The sequence below is a fragment of the Actinopolymorpha sp. NPDC004070 genome (assembly GCF_040610475.1).
In the GTDB taxonomy this organism is placed as follows: domain Bacteria; phylum Actinomycetota; class Actinomycetes; order Propionibacteriales; family Actinopolymorphaceae; genus Actinopolymorpha.
Map to the genome: position 1 here is coordinate 1 of NZ_JBEXMJ010000019.1, position 23,253 is coordinate 23,253.

General features: G+C 72.9%; 22 protein-coding genes. 11 read left to right on the forward strand and 11 right to left on the reverse strand.

Translation table 11 applies throughout. The annotated features are described in order from the left end of the window. Positions 1–252, forward strand: a 252-nt coding sequence (locus ABZV93_RS26780) for an HNH endonuclease (protein ID WP_354941328.1), incomplete at its 5' end; no start/stop codon positions are given. Positions 253–275: 23 nt separating this feature from the next. On the opposite strand, the gene ABZV93_RS26785 is transcribed toward ABZV93_RS26780, so the two are convergent. From ABZV93_RS26785 to ABZV93_RS26800, 4 genes are all read right to left on the reverse strand, one after another. Beyond that, complete coding sequence (locus ABZV93_RS26785) at positions 276–764, reverse strand: MarR family transcriptional regulator (RefSeq protein WP_354941330.1); 489 nt, start codon at positions 762–764, stop codon at positions 276–278. Between the two features lie 61 nt (positions 765–825). After that, the gene (locus tag ABZV93_RS26790; RefSeq protein ID WP_354941332.1) at positions 826–1,476 is read right to left on the reverse strand and encodes a LysE family translocator; all 651 of its coding nucleotides are present in this window, start codon (positions 1,474–1,476) and stop codon (positions 826–828) included. A 97-nt stretch (positions 1,477–1,573) separates the two neighbouring features. Further along, complete coding sequence (locus ABZV93_RS26795) at positions 1,574–2,248, reverse strand: 50S ribosomal protein L11 methyltransferase (RefSeq protein WP_354941334.1); 675 nt, start codon at positions 2,246–2,248, stop codon at positions 1,574–1,576. Positions 2,249–2,292: 44 nt separating this feature from the next. Beyond that, positions 2,293–3,213: an aminoglycoside phosphotransferase family protein gene (locus ABZV93_RS26800; protein WP_354941336.1), complete on the reverse strand. Its 921-nt coding sequence runs from the start codon at positions 3,211–3,213 to the stop codon at positions 2,293–2,295. 218 nt (positions 3,214–3,431) lie between these two features. Between ABZV93_RS26800 and ABZV93_RS26805 the strand changes: the two genes are divergently transcribed. The 3 genes from ABZV93_RS26805 to ABZV93_RS26815 all read left to right on the forward strand — a co-directional run bounded on the left by ABZV93_RS26805 (position 3,432) and on the right by ABZV93_RS26815 (position 7,616). Beyond that, positions 3,432–4,544: a Gfo/Idh/MocA family oxidoreductase gene (locus ABZV93_RS26805; protein ID WP_354941338.1), complete on the forward strand. Its 1,113-nt coding sequence runs from the start codon at positions 3,432–3,434 to the stop codon at positions 4,542–4,544. Between the two features lie 115 nt (positions 4,545–4,659). Then, complete coding sequence (locus ABZV93_RS26810) at positions 4,660–6,279, forward strand: amidohydrolase family protein (protein ID WP_354941340.1); 1,620 nt, start codon at positions 4,660–4,662, stop codon at positions 6,277–6,279. After that, complete coding sequence (locus tag ABZV93_RS26815; protein WP_354941342.1) at positions 6,276–7,616, forward strand: alanine racemase; 1,341 nt, start codon at positions 6,276–6,278, stop codon at positions 7,614–7,616. Before ABZV93_RS26810 ends, ABZV93_RS26815 begins: the two co-directional genes overlap by 4 nt. 185 nt (positions 7,617–7,801) lie before the next feature. On the opposite strand, the gene ABZV93_RS26820 is transcribed toward ABZV93_RS26815, so the two are convergent. Beyond that, positions 7,802–8,557 (reverse strand): Clp protease N-terminal domain-containing protein, encoded by a 756-nt coding sequence (locus ABZV93_RS26820; protein ID WP_354941344.1) that lies wholly within the window; start codon positions 8,555–8,557, stop codon positions 7,802–7,804. 77 nt (positions 8,558–8,634) lie between these two features. Next, complete coding sequence (locus ABZV93_RS26825) at positions 8,635–10,599, reverse strand: N-acetylmuramoyl-L-alanine amidase (RefSeq protein WP_354941346.1); 1,965 nt, start codon at positions 10,597–10,599, stop codon at positions 8,635–8,637. 240 nt (positions 10,600–10,839) lie between these two features. Between ABZV93_RS26825 and ABZV93_RS26830 the strand changes: the two genes are divergently transcribed. Together ABZV93_RS26830 and ABZV93_RS26835 are read left to right on the forward strand one after the other, a co-directional pair. Continuing rightward, positions 10,840–11,568 (forward strand): MBL fold metallo-hydrolase, encoded by a 729-nt coding sequence (locus ABZV93_RS26830; RefSeq protein WP_354941348.1) that lies wholly within the window; start codon positions 10,840–10,842, stop codon positions 11,566–11,568. Between the two features lie 168 nt (positions 11,569–11,736). Continuing rightward, positions 11,737–12,747, forward strand: a complete 1,011-nt coding sequence (locus tag ABZV93_RS26835) for an aldo/keto reductase (protein WP_354941350.1) — start codon at positions 11,737–11,739, stop codon at positions 12,745–12,747. A 15-nt stretch (positions 12,748–12,762) separates the two neighbouring features. On the opposite strand, the gene ABZV93_RS26840 is transcribed toward ABZV93_RS26835, so the two are convergent. Then, positions 12,763–13,419: an MBL fold metallo-hydrolase gene (locus ABZV93_RS26840; RefSeq protein ID WP_354941352.1), complete on the reverse strand. Its 657-nt coding sequence runs from the start codon at positions 13,417–13,419 to the stop codon at positions 12,763–12,765. Positions 13,420–13,504: 85 nt separating this feature from the next. On the opposite strand from ABZV93_RS26840, the gene argS reads away from it, so the two are divergent. The 4 genes from argS (at position 13,505) to ABZV93_RS26860 (ending at position 17,780) form a co-directional block, all read left to right on the forward strand. Then, complete coding sequence (gene argS / locus ABZV93_RS26845) at positions 13,505–15,238, forward strand: arginine--tRNA ligase (RefSeq protein ID WP_354941354.1); 1,734 nt, start codon at positions 13,505–13,507, stop codon at positions 15,236–15,238. Positions 15,239–15,275: 37 nt separating this feature from the next. Further along, positions 15,276–15,869, forward strand: a complete 594-nt coding sequence (locus ABZV93_RS26850) for a DUF5998 family protein (protein WP_354941356.1) — start codon at positions 15,276–15,278, stop codon at positions 15,867–15,869. Then, a complete protein-coding gene (locus ABZV93_RS26855; RefSeq protein WP_354941358.1) occupies positions 15,866–17,062 on the forward strand; it encodes a nucleotide pyrophosphatase/phosphodiesterase family protein in 1,197 nt (398 codons plus the stop codon). The genes ABZV93_RS26850 and ABZV93_RS26855 overlap by 4 nt, the downstream gene beginning before the upstream one ends. Positions 17,063–17,123: 61 nt before the next feature. Next, positions 17,124–17,780, forward strand: coding sequence for a thymidine kinase (locus tag ABZV93_RS26860; protein WP_354941360.1), 657 nt, complete (start codon positions 17,124–17,126; stop codon positions 17,778–17,780). A gap of 24 nt (positions 17,781–17,804) precedes the next feature. Here the strand turns inward: ABZV93_RS26860 and ABZV93_RS26865 are convergent, their stop codons facing one another. Together ABZV93_RS26865 and ABZV93_RS26870 are read right to left on the reverse strand one after the other, a co-directional pair. After that, positions 17,805–19,214: a M20/M25/M40 family metallo-hydrolase gene (locus ABZV93_RS26865; RefSeq protein ID WP_354941362.1), complete on the reverse strand. Its 1,410-nt coding sequence runs from the start codon at positions 19,212–19,214 to the stop codon at positions 17,805–17,807. 60 nt (positions 19,215–19,274) lie between these two features. Beyond that, on the reverse strand, positions 19,275–20,252 hold the full coding sequence (locus tag ABZV93_RS26870) for an LD-carboxypeptidase (RefSeq protein WP_354941364.1): 978 nt from the start codon (positions 20,250–20,252) through the stop codon (positions 19,275–19,277). A 105-nt stretch (positions 20,253–20,357) separates the two neighbouring features. Between ABZV93_RS26870 and ABZV93_RS26875 the strand changes: the two genes are divergently transcribed. Then, positions 20,358–21,239: a sulfurtransferase gene (locus ABZV93_RS26875; protein ID WP_354941366.1), complete on the forward strand. Its 882-nt coding sequence runs from the start codon at positions 20,358–20,360 to the stop codon at positions 21,237–21,239. Here ABZV93_RS26875 and ABZV93_RS26880 read toward each other — a convergent pair. Both ABZV93_RS26880 and sepH read right to left on the reverse strand, forming a co-directional pair. Continuing rightward, a complete protein-coding gene (locus ABZV93_RS26880; RefSeq protein WP_354941368.1) occupies positions 21,183–21,683 on the reverse strand; it encodes a hypothetical protein in 501 nt (166 codons plus the stop codon). The two genes, ABZV93_RS26875 and ABZV93_RS26880, sit on opposite strands and share 57 nt — an antisense overlap. Before the next feature lie 226 nt (positions 21,684–21,909). Further along, complete coding sequence (sepH, locus tag ABZV93_RS26885; RefSeq protein WP_354941370.1) at positions 21,910–23,088, reverse strand: septation protein SepH; 1,179 nt, start codon at positions 23,086–23,088, stop codon at positions 21,910–21,912. Between the last annotated feature and the right edge of the window lie 165 nt (positions 23,089–23,253).

A 23,253-nucleotide genomic window follows, 5' to 3' on the forward strand; every position in this document is an offset into this window, starting at 1 on the left:
ACCGCCTACTCCAAGCCAACGCTCAAGCTGCAAGAACGACCGAACAGGCCGCTTGACAATCATAGAAGCATCCACATCAACCCCTGGGACCACGGGGGCCCAACGGATCTCGCGAACGGCGTACTCCTGTGCCGCTACCACCACGTCACCGTCCACCACAAAGGATGGCAAGTCCGCATGGGCACCCACGGCCACCCCGAATACGTCCCCCCGGAGTGGGTGGATCGACAGCAGCGGATCCTCAGGCCCTGAACGCTAGGTCGTGTTTCGAAGACCTAGGACTCGCGCTGGCGGGCTCGGCGGGCCGGACGGGGAGCCTCCACGGGTTCGGCGAGGTGGCCGGTGGTCAGCCGCTCGAGGGCCCGCAGGAAGACCTTGCGTTCGTCGGCGGGAAGTGCTGCGAGCGCCTCCTGGTGTACCCGGTCGACCACCCGCTGGCTGCGCCGGGCCAGCCGGGCACCCTCCTTGGTGACGGCCACGATCCGCGCCCGGCGGTCCGTGCTGGACGGCCGGCGCTCAGCCAGCCCGGCCTGCTCCAGCGCGTCCACCGTCACCACCATCGTGGTCTTGTCCATGTCGCCGAGCTCGGCGAGCTGGATCTGGGTGCGCTCCTCCACCAGGGCGTGCACCAGCACGCAGTGCATGCGGGCGGTGAGCCCGATCTCGCCCAGTGCCGCCGCCATCCGCGACCGCAGGACGTGGCTGGTGTGATCCAGCAGGAACGAAAGATCCGGTTCGGCGCGGGCGGGAGCCATGGCGGTCATGCCGTCCAGGCTACAACTCGATCCGTGGCGGATTATCCGAGAGCGTCGTTTCGTGGGAACGTCACGGAGTGGCGAGTACGCGGGACCGGTCCGCGGCGATCCGTACCGCCAGCCCGGCGAGCACCGTGCCCATGAGGTACCGCTGCACCCGCAGCCATGTCGGCCGCCTGCCGAGGAACGCGGCCAGCGACCCCGCGCCGAGCACGATCAGCGCGTTCACCGTCAGCGCCACCGTGATCTGCGTCAGTCCGAGCGCCAGGCTCTGCCCGGCCACGTGACCACGCCCCGGGTCGACGAACTGCGGCAGCAGCGAGACATACAGGATGGCGATCTTGGGGTTCAGCAGGTTGGTGACGAAACCCATCGCGAACAACCGGCGCGGTGGGTCGACCGGCAGCGCCTTCGGCGCGAACGCCGACTCACCGCCCGGCCGTACCGCCTTCCACGCCAGCCACAGCAGGTACGCCGCTCCGCCCAGCTTCAGCGCCGTGTAGAGCGTGGGCACCAGCGAGAAGACCGTCGCCAGTCCCGCCGTGGCCGCGAGGAGGTAGACCAGGAAGCCGGCGGCCACTCCGGTCAGCGACACCAGGCCCGCGCGGCGCCCCTGCGTCACCGAACGCGAGACGAGATAGATCATGTTCGGCCCGGGAGTGAGGACGAGGCCGAGAGCCACGGCGGCGATCCCGAGCAGGGCGTGCGGGCTGGTCGTCATGCCTTGGCAAGTTCGCCCGGCCGCGTGGTTATTCCCCGATGATCCGCCGCGGCCGGATTTCTGTCCGACCGCGGCGGGAAGCCGCCCGGCCCTACGGTCAGCCGGAGGGGCGGTCCTCGACCAGTCGCCACACCGTTGTCTGCTTGGCCTCCGCGTCCTCCAGGGTCACCGGCACCGGCATCCGGTAGGACGCGACCGCGACGAACCCGTCCGGCGGCAGATACGTACGCCCCGGGTCACCGACCAGGACACGTGCGCCGCCTGCCCGCGCCCGGCGCAGGAACGGCAGCATCCGGGCGGCGGTGGTGCGTTCGTAGAAGATGTCGCCGGCCAGCACGACGTCGGCGTCGACCGCCGCCTCGGCCAGGAGGTCGCCGAGGTGCCCGGTGAGGTGCACGGCGTTCGCGGCGGCGTTGCGGTGGATCGCCGCGAGGGACAGCGCATCCAGGTCGTTGGCGGTGACGGCGGCGGCCCCGGCCCGCGCGGCGGCGATCGCGACCAGCCCAGACCCCGAGGCCAGGTCGAGGACCCGCGCGCCGGCCACCTCCTCGGGATGGTCGAGGAGGTACCTCGCCAGTGCCTGCCCGCCGGCCCAGGCGAACGCCCAGAACGGCGGCGGTGAGTCGGTGAGGCCGAAGGAGCTCTCGGTCTCCTGCCACAGCCCGATCGCGTCGTCGGCAAGGTGCAGGCTGATCTCGGGTACGCCGGGCACCGGCCGCAGCCGGGTGTGCATCCGGACGAAGCGCAGGAACTCGTCGGATTCGGCGTCCATGGCGGGTTTCTGGCCGGCGCTCGCGTCGGGGGTGGCGTCGGGATTCACAGCTGGGCAGCCGTTCGGGCCAGCCAGTCCTCGAAGCGCAGCCACTCCGCCCGCGACGTCGGGGTCGAGGGCTCGGGCGCGTCGAGCAGTCCGTCGCAGGCGTCCAGCAGGTCCCAGTACGGATGGTGCGCGTCCGCCACGCCGATCCCGCGGTAGAGCGCCAGGAACTGCTCGGCCACCTCGCCGCCGTAGCGTCCGGCCAGGTTGAGCCGCATCCGGGCCAGGTCGATCCCGCGCGGGCCGAGGCAGCCGGTGGTCCAGTCGACCACCCCGACGAGTCGGTCGCCGTCCCACAGCGTCTGGCCGGGATGGTAGTCGCGGTGGATGAAGCCCGGCGTCGTGGGCGGCGGCCCGGCGGCCACCACGTCGAAGACCCGGTTCCACAGCCGGGGTGCCGCCGACCAGACCGGCGGGCGGCGATGGCCGTCGCGGTGGCGGTCGTAGTAGGGCCGGTACGGCGGCAGGGCCCGCACGACCGGGAGGTCCACGGCGTGGACGGCCGCGAGCGTCTCCGCCAGTTGTGCCAGCACGGCCCGGTCGGCGCGAACCGGCGGGCTGCCGGGCACGCGGGTGGTGAGCAGCGTGGGCATGTCGCACACCGTCGGCGTGGTGTCTGCGGCCACGAGCCGGGGCGCGGGTACGTCGGTGCTGCCCAGCAGGCCGAGCACGGTGGCCTCGTTGGTGGGGGCGTACCACGGGTCGGTACGCAGCCGGTCGGTCCGGTGGAAGCGGCGCAGGGCCAGGCGGTGCAGGACGCCGGTGGCGCTGAGCACGTCGACCGCGTGCAGGGTGGTGGAGTCGACGCCCATCAGCCGCAAGGAGGCCACGAGACCGCCCGGGCCGGTGACCTCGCGTACCCACCGAAGCGTTTCGCCGGACGGTGGGGGTGCGCCGTCCGGCCGCTGATCGACACTCATCGCCTTCTGAACGTTACCGCCGGGCTTCCGGCGCCAGGCTCGGCCTCGGGATCGGGCCCCTGCGGTGCCGGTCGGTCTCCGTCCGGCTCCGTTCGGCCACTCGCCCGGCCACGGCGGCGGCAGACTGGGGACAGTCCCGGCGCGGGCGTTGAGTACGCCGCGGACGGTGCCCTACACTTCCGGTCCTGACTGAAACCGCAGGAGCTGACAGGAGCGACATGGACTCGCCTCGCCCGGCAACGACGCCGGTGCCGAGCCCGGCGCAGACGCCGGCGCCAACGCCCGCGCGCAGGCGTGTCGGCCTCGTCGGTCTGGGCAGTATCGGCGTCACCCACGCGCGCGTCCTCGCCGAGTTCCGGTCGGAGGTCGAGCTCGTCGCGGTGAGCGGGGGAGCGGGCACCGACCTGGCCGAACTCGGCTGGCCGCAGACCACCAGGGCCGACCCCGAGGAGATCCTCGTCCGCGGCGACCTCAACCTGGTGGTGCTGTGCGGGCCGACTCCGACCCACGCGCCGCAGACGCTGGCGGCTCTGCGCGCCGGCCGCAACGTCGTGGTGGAGAAGCCGCTCGCGCTGGACGTGGCCGCCGCACAGGAGATCGCGTGGGAGGCGGCCCAGTCCGGCCTGCTGGTGTCGGTGATGGCCCAGCGCAGGCTGGAGCCGCAGCACCTGGACATCAAGCGCCGGCTGGACGCGGGCGAGCTCGGCCGGCCGATCCTCGGTGAGACGTTCGTCCACTGGCACCGCGACGACGCGTACTATGCGCGCGCCTCGTGGCGGAGCCGGCAGGACAGCGGCGGCGGTTCGGTGATGAACCAGTCCGTGCACAACATCGACCTGCTCCGGTGGTTCCTCGGCGCTCCGGTCGAGGTGACCGCCCAGTCGGCGACGCTGGGCCACGACCCGGCGGTGATGTCGGCCGAGGACACCACGGTTGCCACGCTGCGGTTCGTCTCGGGCGCGCTCGGCGTGGTGGTGTCGTCCACCGCCATCCGCCCGGGGGACCCGGCCCGCCTCGCTCTCTGCACGAGTAGGGGAACGATCGAGCTCACCCACGACGAGGTCACCCGCTGGGACCTGCCCGGCGTACCACCTCCACAGACTCCACAGAGCCCGGCGAACGGCACCGGACCGGCCGGCGGGGCACAGAACCCCGCCGCGATCGGCCTGGCCGGTCACCGTGCGCAGTGGCGCGACGTCCTGGACGCGTTGCGGGACGACCGGCCCCCGGCGGTCGACGTCACCGACGGCGTGAAGACCGTACGGCTGTTGTGCGCGATCTACTCCGCGGCCGCGACCGGACGGGCGGTCCAGCTGCACCCCGAGCCGTGACACCCGTGACATCCGTGACACCCGGGACGGCTGCGCCTATTCGGCTCGGACCGGATAGCCTCGGCCGCGGGGCCACCAGCCGGTGGCCGGAGCACGCGGACGCGGCGAGGTATGAGTGAGCGGGTACGACATCCTCCTGACCGGCGGCACCGTCGTGGACGGCACCGACCCGGGTAGCCCCGGTCCGAACGGCTCTGCCGGTGACGGCGGCACCGGAGTGGGTCCGCGGCGCGCGGACGTCGGCATCAGGGACGGCCGGATCGTCGCGGTCGGGGACCTGGGCGCGGACGTTTCCGCCCGGACGGTGCTGGACGTGACCGGGCGATACGTACTCCCCGGCTTCGTCGACTCCCACGTGCACGCGGACGCGGTCCTCACCCGCCCCGACGTCCAGGAAGCCATGCTCCGCCAGGGCGTCACCTCGGTCGTGCTCGGCCAGGACGGCCTGTCGTTCGCGCCCGGCTCGGCGGAGACGGTGGCCTACGTCGCCCGCTACTTCGCCGCGGTGGACGGTACGCCGCCGCCGGAGCTCGCGGCCGGCTGCACCGTCGCGCAGCTGCTGGACTTCTACGACCGCAGGACACCGGTCAACGTCTCCTACCTCGTTCCCCTCGGCACCGTCCGGCACGAGGTGCTCGGCCCCGACGACCATCCCGCCGGCGACCGGCTGCCCGAACTCGTGCGCCTGGTCGAGCAGGGACTGGACGAGGGAGCGGTCGGGGTGTCGACCGGGCTGGAGTACGTCCCCGGCGTGTTCGCCGACTTCGACGAGCTAGCCACGCTGTGCCGGGTGGCGGCCGCGGTGGGAGTGCCGTACGTCAGCCACCTGCGCAGCTACGACGGCGGGCACGCGCCCGGCATGGTCGAGGCCCGCGACCTCGGCCGGACGACCGGCGTACCGATCCACGTCTCGCACCTGCGCGGGCGGGCCGAACCCCTCCTCGCCCACCTCGCCGACTGTGCCGCGGACGGCGTGGACGCGACGTTCGACGTCTACCCGCACATCTACGGCAACACCATCCTGGCGATGAAGGCGCTGCCGCCGCAGGTGCAGGCGGGCGGGGTGGAGGCGACGCTGCGCCGGCTCGCCGACCCGGCCGTGCGCGCCGAGCTGCGGGCGAACTGGTTCCCCCGGGTCAGCACCGACCTGGCGCCGGCGATCCTCGGCTACGTGGCGGGCAGGACGTTCCGGTGGGCGGAGGGCCGCACGCTTGCGCAGGCGTGTGCGGAGTCCGGCCTGGACCTGCCCGACCTGCTGTGCGACCTGTTGCTGGACAGCGACCTCGCGGTGGGCGCGATCATCCCGGCGCCCGGCGGCGACGAGTCCGACCTGCGTGCGATGCTGCGCGACGATCGCCACGTCGGCTGCTCCGACGCCATCTACCTCGGCGGGCACCCGCACCCGCGCGGCTGGGGAGCGTTCGCGCGTTTCCTCGGCCACCACACCCGGGAGCTCGGCGACTGGACGTGGCCGCAGGCGGCGTGGCACCTTGCGGGACACCCCGCCCGGCGGTTCCAGCTCACCGACCGGGGGCGGCTCGCCGAGGGTGCGGTCGCCGACGTCGTGGTGGTCGACCCCGAGCGGGTCGGCGACCGGGCGACGTACGACCACCCGAGGCAGCTGGCCGATGGGGTGGACGACGTACTCGTCGCCGGTGAGCTCGTGCTGACCGGCGGCGAACTCACCGGCGCGACCCCCGGGCGCGCCCTGCGACGAGGAGAAGCCGGCCGATGAAAGCGACCCCCGACGAAACCGCTCCCGGCGCGTCCGTCCCGGGCGGAATCGCCTACGACGCGAGGGTTCTCGACGCCACCCTGACCGCGCTGCGCGAGCAGCCGATCGGCCCCGCGGAGAAGGGATTCACCGCCCTCGCCCCGCTGACGCCGGCGGATCTGGTCGACCGCAAGGCGGGCTTGCGTACCGGCGAACTCACGTTCCCGTTGATGGTGCTGCGGGAGACGGCGCTGGCCGCGAACGTCGCCACCATGGCCGCCTGGTGCGCCGAGCGCGACGTGGTGCTCGCGCCGCACGGGAAGACGTCCATGTCGCCGGAGGTCACCGCGCGGCAGCTGCGAGCCGGCGCGTGGGGGATCACCGCGGCGACGATCGGGCAGGTGCGCGCCTACGCCGAGTGCGGGGTACGCCGGATCCTGCTGGCCAACCAGCTCGTCGACCCGGCCGGTATCGGCTGGCTGGCCGCGGCGACGACCGCCGACCCCGACCTCACCGTCTACGTGTGCGTCGACAGCATCGAGGGCGTCGCACAGCTGAACGAGGCGCTGCGCGCGAACGCCGCGAGCCGGCCGCTGCCGGTGCTCGTGGAGATCGGCGTACCCGGCCGCCGGACCGGCGCGCGCGGCCACGACGCCGCGATGGCGGTGGCCCGGGCCGCCGCCGCGGCGCCGATGCTGCGGGTCGCGGGCGCGACCGGCTACGAGGGCGTGCTCGGGCACGGACGTGACGACACCGCGCTCGCCGCCGCAGCGGCGTTCTGCCAGGAGGTGCGCACGCTCGGCATCGCGCTGCGCGAGGAGGGCCTGGTGGACGTGCCCGACGGCCGGCTGCTGCTGTCCGCCGGCGGGAGCACGTACTTCGACGTGGTGGCGCAGGAGCTCACCGGCGTGCCGTCGTCGACGGTGGTCGTCCGCAGTGGCGGCTACGTCACCCACGACGAGGAGCTGTACGGCCACGCCACCCCGCTGCCCACCGGTGGCCGGCCGCACGAGCTGCGGGCCGCACTGGAGGTGTGGGCGTACGTCCTGTCCCGGCCGGAGCCGAACCGGGCGCTGGTGGGTGCCGGCCGGCGGGACGTGCCGTTCGACGTCGCGCTTCCGTCGGTGCGGTCGGCCGTGGGGCCGGGCGGCCGGCGCCGGGACGTCGCGGGTGTGCGCGTCAGCGCCCTCAACGACCAGCACGCGTTCCTCGACCTGCCGGCGGAGGCCGACCTTGCCGTCGGCGACCTGGTGCGGTTCGGGATTTCCCACCCGTGCACGGCGTTCGACAAGTGGCGGCTGATCCCGGTCGTGGACGGGGCGGACCGGATCGTCGAGGTGGCGCACACGTTGTTCTGACGACGACCAGTGCGGCACGCCGCTGTCCGAACGCGAGGGCGGCTGGACCTGCCCGTGAGCGACCCGACGTCGCACGACTCGGCGTCAACTCCGGGTTGGCAGCGTCCGCATTGGACACCCGAGCGGTCACAGCGGCGTGCCCCCGGATGGCCGGGATGGCACGCCGCTGTGAGTTTCTCGAAGTCCTACGCCCGCTTGCGGGTGCGCTTTGCGGCGGGACGCTCGGCGGCCTCGGTGGACAGCCGGCTCACCTCCTGGCGCAGTGCCGCGTAGTCCACCCCGGCCTCGGCGAGCGCCTGGCCGGCCGGCGTGCGCGGGTCACTGGCAAGGGCCAGCAGCACGTGCTCGGTGCCGATCTCGCCGCCACCGAGCCGCAGTGCCTCGCGCACCGCGACGTCCAGCGCCCGTACCGACGCCCTGCCCAGCGGGGGGTTCTTCGTGACCCGGCGCGGGCCCTCCGCGGTCAGCCGCGCCCGCGCGGTGCGGCGAACGTCGGCCACGCGGACGCCCGAGGCCTTCACCGCGCTGACGGCGCCGCCACTTCGGTTGTCCAGCAACGTCAGCAGCAGGTGCAGGTCGTCGACGTAGCGGTGGTGGTGGGAGACCGCCAGGTCGCGGGCCGCCGTCAGGGTGGCGGTGGCCCGGGCGCTGTAGGGGAGAGCGGCGCGGCTGCCCGCCGCCTCCACGTCGACCCCCTCCGCCGGAACGAACCGCTGCTGCGCAGCCTGCCGGGTGACGCCGAGCGCCGCACCGATGTCGGTCCAGGACGCACCTTCGTGGCGCGCCTGGTCGACGAAGTGCGCGACCACGTGCTGTGCAAGGGCATCCAAGCGGGTGGCGGCCGCACGTGCGGCACCCACCCGCTCCAGCGGGGTGGCCTGGGTCTGTTCACCTTCGACCGCGGCGATGATCTGGTCGAGATCCAAGTCGTTGACAGCCATGGGGACAGACTGGTTGGATGATCGCCCTATGTCAAGCGGACGTTGACATAGTTGGCCGCAGGTAGCCTGCGCTGCGTTCAGCCGGCAGGAGTCACGAGGTCGACGTCGTCGGCGAGCACGTAGCCGATGCGGTGGCCGAACTGCACCTGGTAGTAGCGCAGTTCTCCACGGATCACCTGGTGGTCGGCCGGATCGAAGGTCACCGCGCGGTAGTACTCCGCCTCTGCCTGCATTCCCAGTACGTACTTCTGCCCGGCGGGCCAGGTGTAGCTCAACGGCACCAGCGGCTGCACGGGAACGTCCGGCGGATACGCGGTCGCCTCGGGGTAGGCCCGGCCGTAGATCTGCACCGAATCCCTGCCCTGCTTGGGCTTCACCAGCGTCGCCTTCGTCCAGACCGCGCGCGGAGCGTCGGCGGGGTTGAAGAACCACCCCTTCTGGCCGAGGTACCAGATCGCCGTCCAGTCACCGCGTACCTCGGCGACGGCGTACTGCTGGCCGGCGGAGACCCGGCTGCCGATGTCGGCGACGTTGGTCGTACTCACACCGTCAGGTGGGTTGCTGTCCACGTCCCGCAGCAGCGGTGCGCCCTGGTTGGGCTCGGTGTGCAGCAACACCGCGGACGACGGCCAGGCCCGGCAGCGGCGCGGTCGGCCCTCCGACGGCGGGCCGGGTTGGTCCTCGCAGTGGGTGAAGACGGGCCGGTTGGTCGCGGGGTCCGGCTTGATGGTCACCACTCCGCCGGCCGACGTGGAGTTCTGCGTGAACGGCGCGCCGAGCAGCTCGAAGTAGTGGTTCCAGTCCCAGTAGGGACCCGGGTCCCAGTGCATTCCGGCCACGTTGGCCGGGGTGATGCCGGGCACGTTGTCGTGGCCGAGGATGTGCTGGCGGTCCAGCGGGATGTCGTACTTCGCCGCCAGGTAACGCACCAGGGAGGCGGAGTTGCGGTACATCACCTCGGTGAACCAGTCGCCGCGCGCGGCGTAGCCCTCGTGCTCCAGGCCGATCGACTTGGCGTTGACATACCAGTTGCCCGCGTGCCAGGCGACGTCCTTGGTCAGTACGTGCTGGGCGATGTGGCCGTCGCTGTCGCGCAACGTGTAGTGCCAGCTGACGTAGGTCGGGTCCTGGACGAGGTTGATGGTGCCGGCGTAGCTGCCCTCGGTGCTGTGGATGACGATGTAGCGCACCTTCTGGCTGTTCGGCCGGTCGGCGAGGTCGTGGTTGCCGTAGTCGCCGTCGCCGAATTCCTCGTACGGCGCGGGAATCCACTCACAGCCGAGGTCTGCCGGGCACTCGGGCGCGGCCGCGGCCTTCGGAGCCCTCCGCAAGTCCAGCTTGCGCAGCCAGGTGCGGTCCGCGCGTACGGTGGTCGGCGCCAGGGTGACCCGGTGCCCGTCGTCGGTCGCCCGGCTCGCGCCCGTTCGAATCTGGGCATAGACGTCGTCGGCGAACGCACGGGCCGCGGACTGCTCGGTGGCGCCGGAGTAGGCCGCGACCGCGCCATACCAGTCACCGGGGTCGGTGGCGCCTGCTCCGCCCAACCGGCGTTGGTACTCCGCGAGCACCGCCGCACCGCCGCGGATGTTGGCGGCCGGGTCGGTGCGCAAGGTGGCCTTGCCCACGCCGGTCAGCCGGGCGGCGAGGTCGACGGTCCGGAACGCCGGACCACTGGGCGTCCTCGCCGCGCCCGGACGCGCCGGGTCGCCGCGGTCGCCCGGAGCCGGGGTGCCGCCCTGCGCGGTGGCGGCGGCCAGGTCGGTGAGGTGCATCGGGCCGTAGCCACCGGCCATGGAAGGCCTGCCCCGGTGGGCGTCCCAGCGCGTCTCGAGGTAGGACACACCCAGCAGCACCGGCAGCGGTACGGCGTACTCCCGCGCCGCCTCGGCGAACGCCGCCTGCCGTGAGTCCGAAATCCCTGCTGTGGTTGAGCTCTGGCCACTCTGCTGGGCCACACTCGGGGCCGCCGCCCGCGCTCCGACCGCGGGCACCCCGCTCATCGCGAGTGCCGCGGCGGCCACGGCGGCGGTGGCGACGCCCACTCGCAGGGAGGGCGTCCTCTTCGGACTGCGTTTCGGACTGCTCTTCGGGCTCCTCGGAAACTTCCCGCGCATCACTGACCTCCCCGTCAGCCACGCAGCACCGGCCCACGCCGCGCGATGTCCGGCTCAGCGTTATCCCACCGGGGCAGCCGCGTCAACGGATTGCGCACAACCGGACGGCCTCGCAGGTATTTTCCTGGACGCGCGCCTCGGCCGGGAACATGCCCTACCTTGGGCGGGATGAAGGCAACCACGGTGGTTCCGGGCGTCTACCGCATCAAGCACGGGTTCGTGAGCTCCTACGTCGTGGAGTCCGACGACGGTCTCGTCCTGGTCGACACCGGTGAGCCCAAGGACGACGAGGACATCGCCGAAGGCCTGCGGCTGCTGGGCCGGGAGGCGGCGCTGATCCGCCACATCCTGGTGACGCACCACCATCCCGACCACATGGGTGGCCTGGCGGCGATGGTGCGTCGTACCGGCGCGTCTGTGTACGCACATCCCGTCGACGCCGGTGTCGTACGTGGCGACACTCCGCGGCAGTGGCCGCAATGGCAAGGCGTGGTTGCCCGCGTGCTCGGCCCCCTCGTCGTGCGGATGAACGCCAGGGGCGGCGAACCCGAGCCCGCACAGGTCGACGTCGAGGTCGACGAGGGGCAGCGGCTGCCGTTCGCCGGCGGGATCCGGGTGATCCACACGCCCGGCCACACCCGCGGCCACCTGTCGTTCCTGCTCGAACGCGACGGCGGAACGCTGCTCGTCGGCGACGCCGCGGTCAACCTCGCCGGCATCCGGTCACCGGCCGGCCGGGCGGGGGAGATCGTCACCGAGGACATGCCCGCGGCGGCGCGGAGCTTCCGCCGGCTCGGGGAGTTCGACTTCGAGAAGGCCGTGTTCGGCCACGGCGAGCCGATCCTGTCCGGCGCCTCCGAGCGCTTCCGGCGCAGGGCCGGACGCGGACGTTCGTAGGCGGAGTCGTTCGTAGGGCGTTTCCAGGCCGAATTGGTCCGGAATCCGGCCTGCTGGATGGCCGGTCCGAGCGGCTCGTTCCGCCCTAACGTTCTGGCAGGCACGCGAAAGCGCCGCGCCAGGACGCCTCGCCAGAACGCGTCGACACAGCACCTCGACAGGAGTCTCATGGAACACCGGTATCTCGGCCGGACCGGCCTGCGGGTCAGCGAACTCTGCCTCGGCACGATGTCGTTCGGGCAGTCCACCGACGAGGCCACCAGCCACAAGATGCTGGACCGGTTCGTGGAGGCAGGCGGGACCTTCGTGGACACCGCCGACGTCTATGGCGCCGGCGCCAGCGAGGAGGTCGTCGGCCGTTGGCTGAGGTCGGCGAACCGCGACGACATCGTGCTCGCCACGAAGGTGTACGGGCAGATGGGACCGGGCCAGAACGACACCGGCGCCGGCCGCAAGCACATCATGGCGGCGGTGGAGGCCAGCCTGCGCCGGTTCGGCACCGACTACCTCGACCTGTACCAGGTGCACGTCTTCGACGACGGTACGCCGCTGGAGGAGACGCTCGGCACCCTCGACCGGCTGGTGCAGAGCGGCAAGGTCCGCTTCCTCGGAGCGAGCAACTACACCGGCTGGCAACTGCAGAAGTCGGTCGACCTCGCCCGGCACAACGGCTGGGAGCCGTTCGCCTGCCTGCAGCCGCTGTACAACCTGCTCGACCGCGACGCCGAACTCGAACTCGTCCCCGTCTGCGAACGCGAGGGCCTCGGCCTGATCGCCTGGAGTCCGCTGCGTGGCGGCTGGCTGTCCGGCCGGTACCGCCGCGGCGCGGACGGCGCGGCGGCCGGCTCACGCGTGGCCGAGGCGAGCGGGAACGACAACGGCGAGAGCTGGGAGCGGTACGCCAACGAGCGCACCTGGACCGTCCTGGACGCCCTGCACGACATCGGCGAATCGACCGGTCACTCGCCCGCGCAGGTCGCGCTGCGCTGGCTCGTGCAGCGGCCGGGGGTGACAGCGCCCATCATCGGCGCGCGGACGCTGGAGCAGTTCGAGGACAACCTCGGGGCCGCCGGCTGGTCGCTGGGTGCCGCGGAGATGGCCCGGCTGGACGAGGTGAGCGAGTTCGCCCGTCCCTATCCGTACGCCCTGCTGCGGTCTTTCGTACGCCGGCCCGTCTGAGCCGGACCCGGCCGCTCACCAGCCGCGGGCACGCCACTCCGGCAGGTGGGGCCGCTCGGCGCCGAGCGTGGTGTCGGCACCGTGGCCGGGGTAGACCCAGGTCTCGTCCGGCAGCCGGTCGAACAGTTTGTGCTCCACGTCGTCGATCAGCCGGGTGAAGTCCTTCTTCGACCCGTGGGTGTTGCCGACGCCGCCGGGGAACAGGCTGTCGCCGGTGAACAGGTGCGGACGCCCGCCCGGCTCGTGGTAACACAGCGCGACCGAGCCGGGCGTGTGCCCGGCCAGATGAGTGACGGTGAGGGCGCAGGAGCCGACGCGCACCTCGTCCCCGTCGTGCAGCGGCTCGGTGGTGGGCACCTTGATGCCGGGCGCGTCGTCGACGTGGGCGGCCGTTGCCGCGCCGGTCCGCTGCACGATCTCGGCCAGCGCCTGCCAGTGGTCGCCGTGACGGTGGGTGGTGATCACCCGGGCCAGCGGCGCCCCGCCGAGCAGGTCGATCAACGTCCCGGCGTCGGCGGCCGCGTCGATCAGGACCTGCTCCCCGGTCTCCCGGCAGCGCAGCAGGTAGGCGTTGTTGTCCATCCGGCCCACCGACACCTTGGTCAGGGTCAGCCCGGCGAGCTCGCGGACCGCGGGGGCGCCCCCAACCTTCACATTTCCGTCGTACGCCATGGCTCGGACGGTAGCGCACCATCGCGCGCCAACATGTGACCCGCCGCGTGCCTTCGCGTGGGTGGGCGTGCGATCCTTACGTGTTGTGACCGACCTTCCCGAGCTGCTCGCGCAGAAGCTGGCCCGTGCCTTCGCCGACGTGGCGGGATCGCCCGCCGACCCGGCGGTGCGACGTTCCGACCGTGCCGACTACCAGGCCGACGGCGCGCTCCGCCTGGCCAAGCAGCTGGGCCGCCCCCCGCGCGAGGTCGCGGCGCAGGTGCTGGAGCGGGCCGATCTCGGTGAGCTGGTCTCCGGCGCGGAGATCGCCGGACCCGGGTTCGTCAACCTCACCGTCGCCGACGCGGCGCTGTCCGGGCTGGTGGAGCAGATGGCCGCCGACACCGAGCGGCTGGGCGTGGCCACCGCGCCGGAGCCGGAGCGGGTGCTGGTCGACTACTCCGGCCCGAACGTCGCCAAGGAGATGCACGTCGGGCACCTGCGGTCGACGATCATCGGCGACGCGCTGTCCAGGCTGCTGAACCACCTCGGCCACGACGTCGTACGCCGGAACCACATCGGCGACTGGGGCACGCCGTTCGGCATGCTGATCGAGCACATGCTCGACCTCGGCGCCGGTGAGACGGCACAGGAGTTGTCCGTCGGGGACCTCGGCGAGTTCTACCGGGGGGCTCGGGCGAAGTTCGACGCCGACCCCGGCTTCGCCGACCGGGCCCGCCGCCGGGTGGTGGCGCTGCAGGGCGGAGACGCCGAGACACTCGCCCTGTGGCGGGTGCTGGTGGAGGAGTCCGAGCGCTACTTCGCCGCCGTCTACGACCGGCTGTCGGTGCTGCTCACGCCCGCCGACATCGCGGGGGAGTCCAGCTACAACGACCTGCTCGCCCCGGTGATCGACGAGCTCGTCCAGCTCGGGCTGGCCCGGGAGAGCGAGGGCGCCCTGTGCGTCTTCCCCGAGGGCTTCACCGGACGCGACGGCGGGCCGCTGCCGCTGATCCTGCGCAAGAGCGACGGCGGGTTCGGGTACGACACCACCGACCTGGCCGCCCTGCGCCACCGCGTCCACGACCTGAAGGCACGCCGGCTCGTCTACATCACCGACCTCGGGCAACGCCTGCACTTCGAGATGGTGTTCCAGGCAGGCCGGGAGGCCGGCTGGCTCGGCGCCGACGCGCGGGCGGAGTTCCAGGGCTTCGGCATCGTGCTCGGGCCGGACCGCAAGCGGCTGCGCACCCGGGCCGGCGACTCGGTCAAGCTGATCGACCTGATCGAGGAGGCGGTCCGCCGGGCCGCGGCCGTGGTGGGGGAGAAGGCGCCTCACCTGTCGGCGGAGGAGCAGGCGGAGGTCGCCCAGATCGTGGGCATCGGCGCGATGAAGTACGCCGACCTGTCCAACGACCGGGTGAAGGACTACGTCTTCGACTGGGACCGGATGCTGTCCTTCGACGGCAACACCGCGCCGTACCTCCAGTACGCCCACGCCCGGATCCACTCCGTGTTCCGGCGCGGCGAGATCGACCCGGCGAGCCTGGCCGGTGCCAAGGTGGTGCTCGCCGACCCGGCCGAGCACGCCCTGGCGTTGCGGCTCACGGAGTTCGAGGGTGTGCTGCACAAGGCGGTCGAGGAGGTGGAGCTGCACCGGATCGCGGGGTACCTCTTCGAGCTGGCGACGGCGTTCACGACGTTCTACGAGCGCTGCCCGGTGCTGCGCGCGGAGGACGAGCAGACCAGGACCAGCCGCCTCGTGCTGTGCGACGTGACCGCCCGGGTGCTGGCAACCGGGCTGTCGCTGCTGGGGATTGCCGCGCCGACCCGCATGTAGGACGCTGCCCTCGAGGCAGGCGTGGAAGGATGACCGCATGAGTGAGTCCGCGAGCGCGACGCAGGGGCTGCGCGCGGCCATCGACCGCAGTGGCTACTACCCGGACGTCGTCGCCGACGCGTTGGAGACGTGCCTGGCCGGTGAACGGGTCGTCTCCTACTTCGTCCACCACGAGCCGACGTTCTACTCCGAGGAGGTCCGCCGGCACATCACGGTGCTCGTCCTCACCCCGAGCCGGCTGGTCCTCGGCCACACCGACGAGCACCCGGCCGACGAGACCCTGCCGACGCCGTACGCCACGGCCTCCACCGAGGCTGTGCCCATCGACCGGGTGAGCTCCATCGTGGTGAGCCGGGTGGTGGCCAACCCGGCCGCGTACGAGCCGGGCGGCCCCGTGCACGAGGCGATCCTCACCATCGGCTGGGGCGCGATGGGCCGGCTGGACCTGGAGCCCGCCACCTGCGCCGACCCCAACTGCGAGGCCGACCACGGCTACACCGGCACGTTCTCCTCCGACGACCTCACCGTGCGGGTGAGCTCGGCGGTGGAGGGCGGCGACGCCGTGGGCCGGCTGCTCGGGTTCGCGCAGGAGCTGTCGGTCCTCACCCGGCGCCCGCCGCAGTTTCGATGACCTCACCGGAGGGCGGCGGCCGACCGGGGACGCCTCCTCGGTCGGATCCGTCGACGCCGTCGGCTCCCTCGGCCCCGCCGGACCTGGTGCTCCCGCGCTACGGCGCCGGCGCGTTGTCCGACGTGGTGCCGTCCGCCCTCGCCGCCCTCGGAGTCGAGGGCGAGCGTGACCTGCTCGGCCTGCCGCCGGCGGACAGGTACGTCGTCCTGCTCGTCGACGGGTTGGGCCGGCACCTCCTGCACCGCCACGCCGAGGACGCGCCGTTCCTCACCGGCGAGGGCCGGATCAGGCGCTCGATGACGGTGGGTGTGCCGTCCACCACGTCCACCAGCCTGGCGAGCCTGGGCACCGGCCTCGCGCCGGGCCGACACGGCATCGTCGGCTACACCATGGCGATCCCGGGCACCGACCGGCTGCTCAACACGTTGCGCTGGGACACCACGGTGGAGCCGCTGGTGTGGCAGCCGCACCAGACGGCGTTCGAACGCGGAGCCCAGGCCGGGGTGGCCGTCACCACCGTGGCCCGCAGGGCGTTCCGCGGGTCCGGCATCACGGTCGCCGGCCTGCGCGGTGGCGACTTCGCCCCCGCCGACAGCGCCGGTCAGGCCACGGCGGCCACGGTGGAGGCGAGCCGCCGGGGCGACCGCAGTCTGGTCTATCTGTACGAAGGCGACCTGGACTGGACCGGGCACCGCGGGGGCGTGAACGCTCCGGCGTGGCGGCACCAGCTGTCCGTGATCGACCACTTCGCCGCCCGGCTGCGTGCGTCGCTTCCCGCCGACGTCGTACTCCTGATCACCGGTGACCACGGGATGGTGGACGTGCCGCAGGACGCCCGCGTGGACGTCGACTCCGCGCCGGAGCTGCGCGCCGGGGTGCGGATGGTCGGGGGAGACCCGCGGCTGCGCTACCTCTACACCGACGAGGGCGCCGCCGACGAGGTGATGGCGACATGGCGCGAACGCCTCGGCGACCAGGCGCTCGTCCTGGGTCGGGACGAGGCGATCGCGGCGGGGTGGTTCGGCGAGGTGGAGGACCGCGTCCGCCCGCGGATCGGCGACGTGGTGATCGCCGCGCTGGACGACCTGGCGGTGGAGTGCAGGAAGGACTTCCCGATGGAGCCGCTGATGGTCGGCTGGCACGGCTCGCTCACCGCGGCGGAGATGCTGGTCCCGCTGATAGTCGCCCACTGACCTGACGATCACTCGCCCCCGCCGATCACCCGGCGCGGGTGATAGGCGAGGATTGCCCGCCGTGGCCGATCTCGTCTTCTTCACCGGAACCATGGACTGCGGCAAGTCGACCCTTGCCCTGCAGATGGACCACAACGCCCGCCAGCGCGGCCTCGCCGGACGGCTGTTCACCTGCCACGACCGGGCCGGCGCGGCGACGTTGTCCAGCCGGCTGGGGCTCACCGTGCCCGCCGTCGAGGTACGCCCGCACCTCGACCTCCAGCAGTACGTCGTCGCCGAGATGACCGCGGGCGCGCGCATCGACTACCTCATCTGCGACGAGGCGCAGTTCTACTCCGGCGCGCAGGTCGAGCAGCTCGGCCGGATCGTGGACGAGCTGAGCGTCGAGGTCTACGCGTTCGGCATCCTCACCGACTTCCGCACCAGGCTGTTCGAGGGCAGCCAGCGGCTGGTCGAGCTCGCCGACCGGGTCGAGGCCCTGCAGGTGCAGGCCCTGTGCTGGTGCGGCCGGCGCGGCACCCACAACGCCCGGACGGTGGGCGGCGTCATGGTCACCGAGGGAGCACAGGTCGTGGTCGGCGACACCGACGAGGGCGCCACCCTGGAGATCGGGTACGAGGTCCTGTGCCGGCGCCACCACCGCCGCCGGGTCACCGCGCACGCCGCGGGAGCCGGATCCCCGTCGCCGGACGTCCTTCCGTTCGGCGCGTCCGCCTGAGGCGCCCGCGCCGACCGGCCGATCTCACACCGTACGCAGGAAGTGGTCCAGCACCCGCGCGCCGAACCGCAGCCCGTCCACCGGCACCCGCTCGTCCACCCCGTGCGCCAACCCCCGGAGCGGGAAGTCGGGCGGCAGCCGCAGCGGTGAGAAGCCGTAGCCCGCGATGCCGAGCCGGGCGAACGACTTGGCGTCGGTCCCACCGCCCATGCAGTAAGGCACCACCACCGCGTCCGGGTCCTGCGTACGCAACGCCGCGGCCATCGCCTCGAACCACGGCGAGTCGATCGGCGCGGACACCGCCTCGGTGTAGTCCAGGGTCTCCCGTTCGACGTGGGGGCCGAGGAGCTTGTCGATGGTGTCCAGGAACTCCTGCTCGGTGCCCGGGAGCGCGCGGCCGTCGATGTTGGCGTGCGCGGTGCCGGGGATGACGTTGATCTTGTAGCCGGCGTCCAGCATCGTCGGGGTCGCGGTCGCCCGGACGGTCGCCGTGGCGAGCGCCCCGGCCTTGCCCAGCCGGTCGATGGTGGCGTCCACGTCGGTCAGGTCGACCTCGACGCCGAGTGCCGCGCCGGTGCGTTCGAGGAACGCCTGCACGGTCGGGGTGAGCCGGACCGGCCACTCGTACGCTGCGATCCGGGCCAGCGCGTGCGCCAGCCGGACGACGGCGTTGTCGGGGTTGGGCCGGGAGCCGTGACCGGCCCGCCCGCGCGCGGTGAGCCGGAGGTGGATGGTGCCGCGCTCGGCGGCGGCCACCGGATACAGGCGTACGCCGTCCACGTCGAAGGAGTGCCCGCCGGACTCGCTGATCCCGATCGCGCAACCGGAGAACAGCTCCGGGTGCTCGTCGACCAGCCAGCTCGCGCCGTAGTCGCCGTGCGCCTCTTCGTCGGCGACGAACGCCACCACGATGTCGCGCCGGGGCCGCAGGCCCGCCGCCGACCAGGAGCGCAGCACCGCGAGCACCATCGCGCACATGTCCTTCATGTCGACCGCCCCGCGGCCCCACACCAGGCCGTCGCGGATCTCACCGGAGAACGGATGCACCGACCACTCGCTCGGATCGGCGGGCACGACGTCGAGGTGGGCGTGCACCAGCACCGCCTCCGCGGCCGGGTCGGTGCCGGGGATGCGGACCACGACGTTGGCCCGCCGGGGCGCGGACTCCAGCAGCGTCGGGGACAGGCCCGCGTCGGTGAGCACACCGGCGACGTACTCGGCGGCCTCGCGTTCGCCCACCGAGTCCCCGGGTCCGCGGTTGGTGGTGTCGAACCGGATCAGCCGCGCACAGAGGTCCTCCACCCCCTCCTCGGGACGGTGGGCCGGCGTTCCTTCGGCCGCGCTGCGGGCGGCGTCGCCGGCGTCGGGGTTGGTCTCGGGGTTGGTGTGGGAGTACGCCTCGTCGGTTCCGGTCACGTTCGATCCCTCGCTCACGTTCGCCTCGTCCTCACCCTGCTGCGTTCTCGCCGGGACGCCTGCCCGGCCTGCGGCACCTCAGCCGATCGTCTCGCCGAGCCTCAGCTGCGCCACCCCCGCGTCGGGGTCGGCGACCAGCTCCACCTCCACGCCGAGCGGCACCGCGAGCTGTGCCGGGCAGTGCCCGAACCCGAGCTCCCAGATGATGGGTACGCCGAGCCCGCCCAGCCGGTCCGCCAGGAGCGCCCGGACCGTCTCGAGGTCGCCGCACTCCACCCACGATCCCAGCGCGATCCCGGCCACGCCCTCGAAGTACCCGGCGCGCAGCAGGTGCGTCACGAAGTGGTCGATGCGGTACGGCTCCTCGGTGACGTCCTCGAGCAGGACGATCGACCCCGGCGGTGGCGGGGCGACGTCGGGAACTCCGCGTCCGGACACCACCAGGCTGAGGTTGCCGCCGACGGTGCGCCCACGTGCCCATCCGGGCACCATCGTCTGCGCCAGTGGCCCGGACATCACCAGGCCCGCGTCCGGCTCGAACAGCAGCCGGCGGAGGTTCTCCTGGGCCGCCGGGTCGTCCACGAACGACGCGGTGCCCATCATCGCCCCGAACACCGTGGGTGTGCCGAGCCGGGAGCCGATCACCTGGTGCAGCGCGGTGACGTCGCTGGAGCCGGTGAACACCTTCGGCGGGGCGGCGGCGATCGCGGTCCAGTCGATCAGGTCGAGGATGCGAAGCGCGCCGTACCCACCGCGGGCGCAGAAGATCGCCGCCACGTCCGGGTCGCACCATGCCCTGGTCAAGTCCCCGGCCCGGTCGGCGTCGGTGCCGGCGAGGTAGTCGAAGGTGGGATGCCGGTCGCGGGCGTGCGGTGCGACCTCCACCTCCAGGCCCCAGGACCGCAGGACCGCCACACCCTTCTCGAGATACTCCGGCACCAGTGGGCCGGACGGCGCCACGACAACGGCTCGGTCACCGGGACGCAGCCGGCGCGGCGCGACCGGACCGGCACCTTCGCCGGAACCCGGTGGGCCGGGGAACGCGGACGTCGGCATCGAACCTCCTCGGCGGCCGGCGCTCGGTGGCAGCCGGGCGACTCAGCCTCTCAGATCGCCGGGCACCAGTCGATCACCGGTCCGCCGCCTGGGAGACTGGCCGCCATGAGCCCGATCCTCTCCGTGCCGGACCTGGCCACCTGGCTGGCCAGTGGCCGGCCGCCCGTCGTCCTCGACGTCCGGTGGACGCTCGCCGGCTCACCTGCGCTGGAGGTCTACCGGACCGGGCACGTGCCCGGTGCGAGGTACGTCGACTTCGACACCGTGCTGTCCGGACCTGCCGATCCCTCCGGCGGCGGGCGGCATCCCCTGCCGTCCGCTGAGGACTTTGCCGGGGCCATGCGTGCCCTCGGCGTACACACCGACACCGACGTGGTGGTCTACGGCGCGCCCGACGGGTTCGGCGCCGCGCGCGCGTGGTGGTGCCTGCGGTACTTCGGCCACCGCTCGGTCCGGGTGCTCGACGGCGGGTTCGCCGCCTGGGAGCGGGCCGGGCAGCCGGTGGAGACGGGGGAGCCGGGGCCGGTCCCGGCGGTCGGCGACTTCGCTGCCCAGCCGGGTGGCATGCCGGTCCTCGACGTGGACGGCGCGGCCCGGCTCGCCCGGTCCGGCCTGCTCCTCGACGCCCGGGCAGGCGAGCGCTACCGCGGTGAGACCGAACCCGTCGACCCGGTGGGCGGGCACATCCCCGGTGCGCTGAGCGCCCCCACCGCGGCGAACCTCGACGCCGACGGCCGGTTCCTGGACGCTGCCCGCCTGCGGAAGCGGTTCGCGGCGCTGGGGGTCGGCCCCGAGGACGGCGATGCTGCGGCCGGTGCGGACGGCGGATCCGGCGTGGGCACCTACTGCGGTTCCGGGGTGAGTGCGGCGCAGCAGGTGCTCGCCCTGGAGTTGGCCGGCGTACGGGCCGGGTTGTACGTCGGCTCCTGGTCAGACTGGGTGTCCGACCGCCAACGGCCGGTGGCCACCGGCCCGGACCGGGGCTGACCGCCAGACCTCGGGCGACCCGGCGGACGAGCCGGCTGCGGGCGCGAGGCCGGGGAGGAGGTCGGTGACCAGCCGGTTGAACACCTCCGCGGCCGCGTCGACGGTCAGCAGCCCGGCCTCGAAGCCGCGCCAGCCCTGCTCGGCCGCGCCGTCGTAGCGCACGCCGTCGGCAGGTTGCGTGTGCGTACGCAACACCAGCCGGGGTGGCGCTTGTGGGGCAGGCAGGTGCTCGCCGCAGCCGCAGTCGCAGCGAGGGGCGGGGTCGGCGAACAGGAAGTCACCCTCGGCGTACCGCTCGAGGTCCACGGTCGTGCCGTGGCAGCGGAAGTGCAGCAGCCCGCCGGCCGGCAGCAGTGCCCACAGCCGCACCGGGGCGGGGTGGCTCGGCGGCACGACACGCAGGCCGCGGTCGAAAAGGGTGCGAGTCCAGGCAGCGAAATCCATCGCGGGCGTCCTCGAAGAGCTGGTTGATGCTGCGGCGGCAGGCCGCGGGACCGGATGAGGTCAGCAGCAACAACAACAGCGGTGCAGGACGCCAGAACGCATGTCCGGAAGTCTGCCAGCCTTCCGGCCGGGCCGAACATCGCGTCCAGCATCCGGACACGATGTCCAGCAACGGCGAGGGACGAACCAGGCCGTGCCGGACGAAGCGCCCGGCCGGCGGAGACAACTACTCCGAACCGCGGCCGCCGCCGAACAGGATGTCGTCCCAGCTGGGAACCGCGCTCCGTCCCCTGCCCTTGCCGCCGGCGGCGCGTGCCCGGCGTCGCCGGGCCTCCGCGGCCCGGCGACGGGCGGGCTGCTCGGGAGAGGCCTGTTCCTTCTCGTCATCGGCAGGCGTGCTCTCGGCGGCGGGCTCGTCCTGGGCGGCCACCTCCGGCTCCGCGGCGACCTCCGGTTCGGCAGACGGCTCGGGAAAAGAGGCGCGGGTCTTCTCCTCCGGTGCGGAGGGCGCCGGGATCTCGTCCGCCGGTGTCGGCGACGCCGTCCGCTCGGTCTCGGGTGCTTCGTTCAGATCGGGCACCTCGTCGGGGGCGAGGTCGTCGGGATCGTTCGCCCTGCCGGTGTCACGCGGACCCGGCGCCGGCACCCCGCGAGGGCCCTGGCCCGCGGCGAACTGGCGGCCGATGCTGTGCGAGAGGTCGACCGTGTCCTCGGTCTCCGGCACGGCATCGGCAGGTGGGGGAGCGAGCCGGAGCCGGTGGGCGTCACGCGACAGCGGCTCGGCCGCGGGTGTCGCCGGTGCGGCGGGCGGAGGGACGATGCTGTCCATCGGCGCCTCACCGACCAGGGCGCGTGCCTTGGCGTCGGAGGTGACGACGACCCGGCCGAGCGGGTCGTAGCTGAACATCGCGCGGTGCTCTTCGCCCTCGAACGCGAAGGTGACCGAGACCGCCCAGCGCCCCTCGGGAGTGCGCCAGGCGTCCCAGGTGGCGTGGTCGCGGCCGACGCCGAGCGCATCGAGCCGGCTGCCGACCGCCTCGTCGAGGATCTGCGCCGGGCCCTCGCGGCCGTTACGGCGAAGCGCGCAGCGCCGGGCCTGGCCGGCGGTGTACTCGCGTTCGGCCAGCACGGGTCCGGCATAGCGAAGGATCCGCTCGATCGGCACCTCGGCAGCCGCGGCGACGGTCTCCGACGACTCACCGGCACGCAGCCGAGCCTGGATCTCCTTGGGCCGGAGCCGGCTCTGCTTCTCCAGCGGTGCCGACCCCTGTCGTGCCCGGTCACTCACGACGGCTCCGCGGAGCCGGTCGTCGATCTTGAGTGCGAACTCCTCCCCCGAGCCCTCGTGAGTCAGGAGCAGATGGGTGCCGTCGTCGCTGAGGTGTACCAGCCTGACGTCGCGCACGGTGTGCCTCCCCACATGTCGAGCCCTGATCAGTCTCTCGCGTACCGGGAGGACGATGCCAGGCACCGCGCCGGAGACACCCGAGGCGGTTCGACTGATCCGTGGTCTCGGGGGAGACGCCTTCGGTCAGAGCCTAACGTCTGTCCCGCGCCCCGAGGTCCTTGA

Coding starts and splice junctions, on each gene's coding strand:
- ABZV93_RS26785 (WP_354941330.1), bottom strand. CDS start 764: ATGACCGCCATGGCTCCCGCCCGCGCCGAACCGGATCTTTCGTTCCTG.
- ABZV93_RS26790 (WP_354941332.1), bottom strand. CDS start 1,476: ATGACGACCAGCCCGCACGCCCTGCTCGGGATCGCCGCCGTGGCTCTC.
- ABZV93_RS26795 (WP_354941334.1), bottom strand. CDS start 2,248: ATGGACGCCGAATCCGACGAGTTCCTGCGCTTCGTCCGGATGCACACC.
- ABZV93_RS26800 (WP_354941336.1), bottom strand. CDS start 3,213: ATGAGTGTCGATCAGCGGCCGGACGGCGCACCCCCACCGTCCGGCGAA.
- ABZV93_RS26805 (WP_354941338.1), top strand. CDS start 3,432: ATGGACTCGCCTCGCCCGGCAACGACGCCGGTGCCGAGCCCGGCGCAG.
- ABZV93_RS26815 (WP_354941342.1), top strand. CDS start 6,276: ATGAAAGCGACCCCCGACGAAACCGCTCCCGGCGCGTCCGTCCCGGGC.
- ABZV93_RS26820 (WP_354941344.1), bottom strand. CDS start 8,557: ATGGCTGTCAACGACTTGGATCTCGACCAGATCATCGCCGCGGTCGAA.
- ABZV93_RS26830 (WP_354941348.1), top strand. CDS start 10,840: ATGAAGGCAACCACGGTGGTTCCGGGCGTCTACCGCATCAAGCACGGG.
- ABZV93_RS26835 (WP_354941350.1), top strand. CDS start 11,737: ATGGAACACCGGTATCTCGGCCGGACCGGCCTGCGGGTCAGCGAACTC.
- ABZV93_RS26840 (WP_354941352.1), bottom strand. CDS start 13,419: ATGGCGTACGACGGAAATGTGAAGGTTGGGGGCGCCCCCGCGGTCCGC.
- ABZV93_RS26850 (WP_354941356.1), top strand. CDS start 15,276: ATGAGTGAGTCCGCGAGCGCGACGCAGGGGCTGCGCGCGGCCATCGAC.
- ABZV93_RS26855 (WP_354941358.1), top strand. CDS start 15,866: ATGACCTCACCGGAGGGCGGCGGCCGACCGGGGACGCCTCCTCGGTCG.
- ABZV93_RS26870 (WP_354941364.1), bottom strand. CDS start 20,252: ATGCCGACGTCCGCGTTCCCCGGCCCACCGGGTTCCGGCGAAGGTGCC.
- ABZV93_RS26875 (WP_354941366.1), top strand. CDS start 20,358: ATGAGCCCGATCCTCTCCGTGCCGGACCTGGCCACCTGGCTGGCCAGT.
- ABZV93_RS26880 (WP_354941368.1), bottom strand. CDS start 21,683: ATGGATTTCGCTGCCTGGACTCGCACCCTTTTCGACCGCGGCCTGCGT.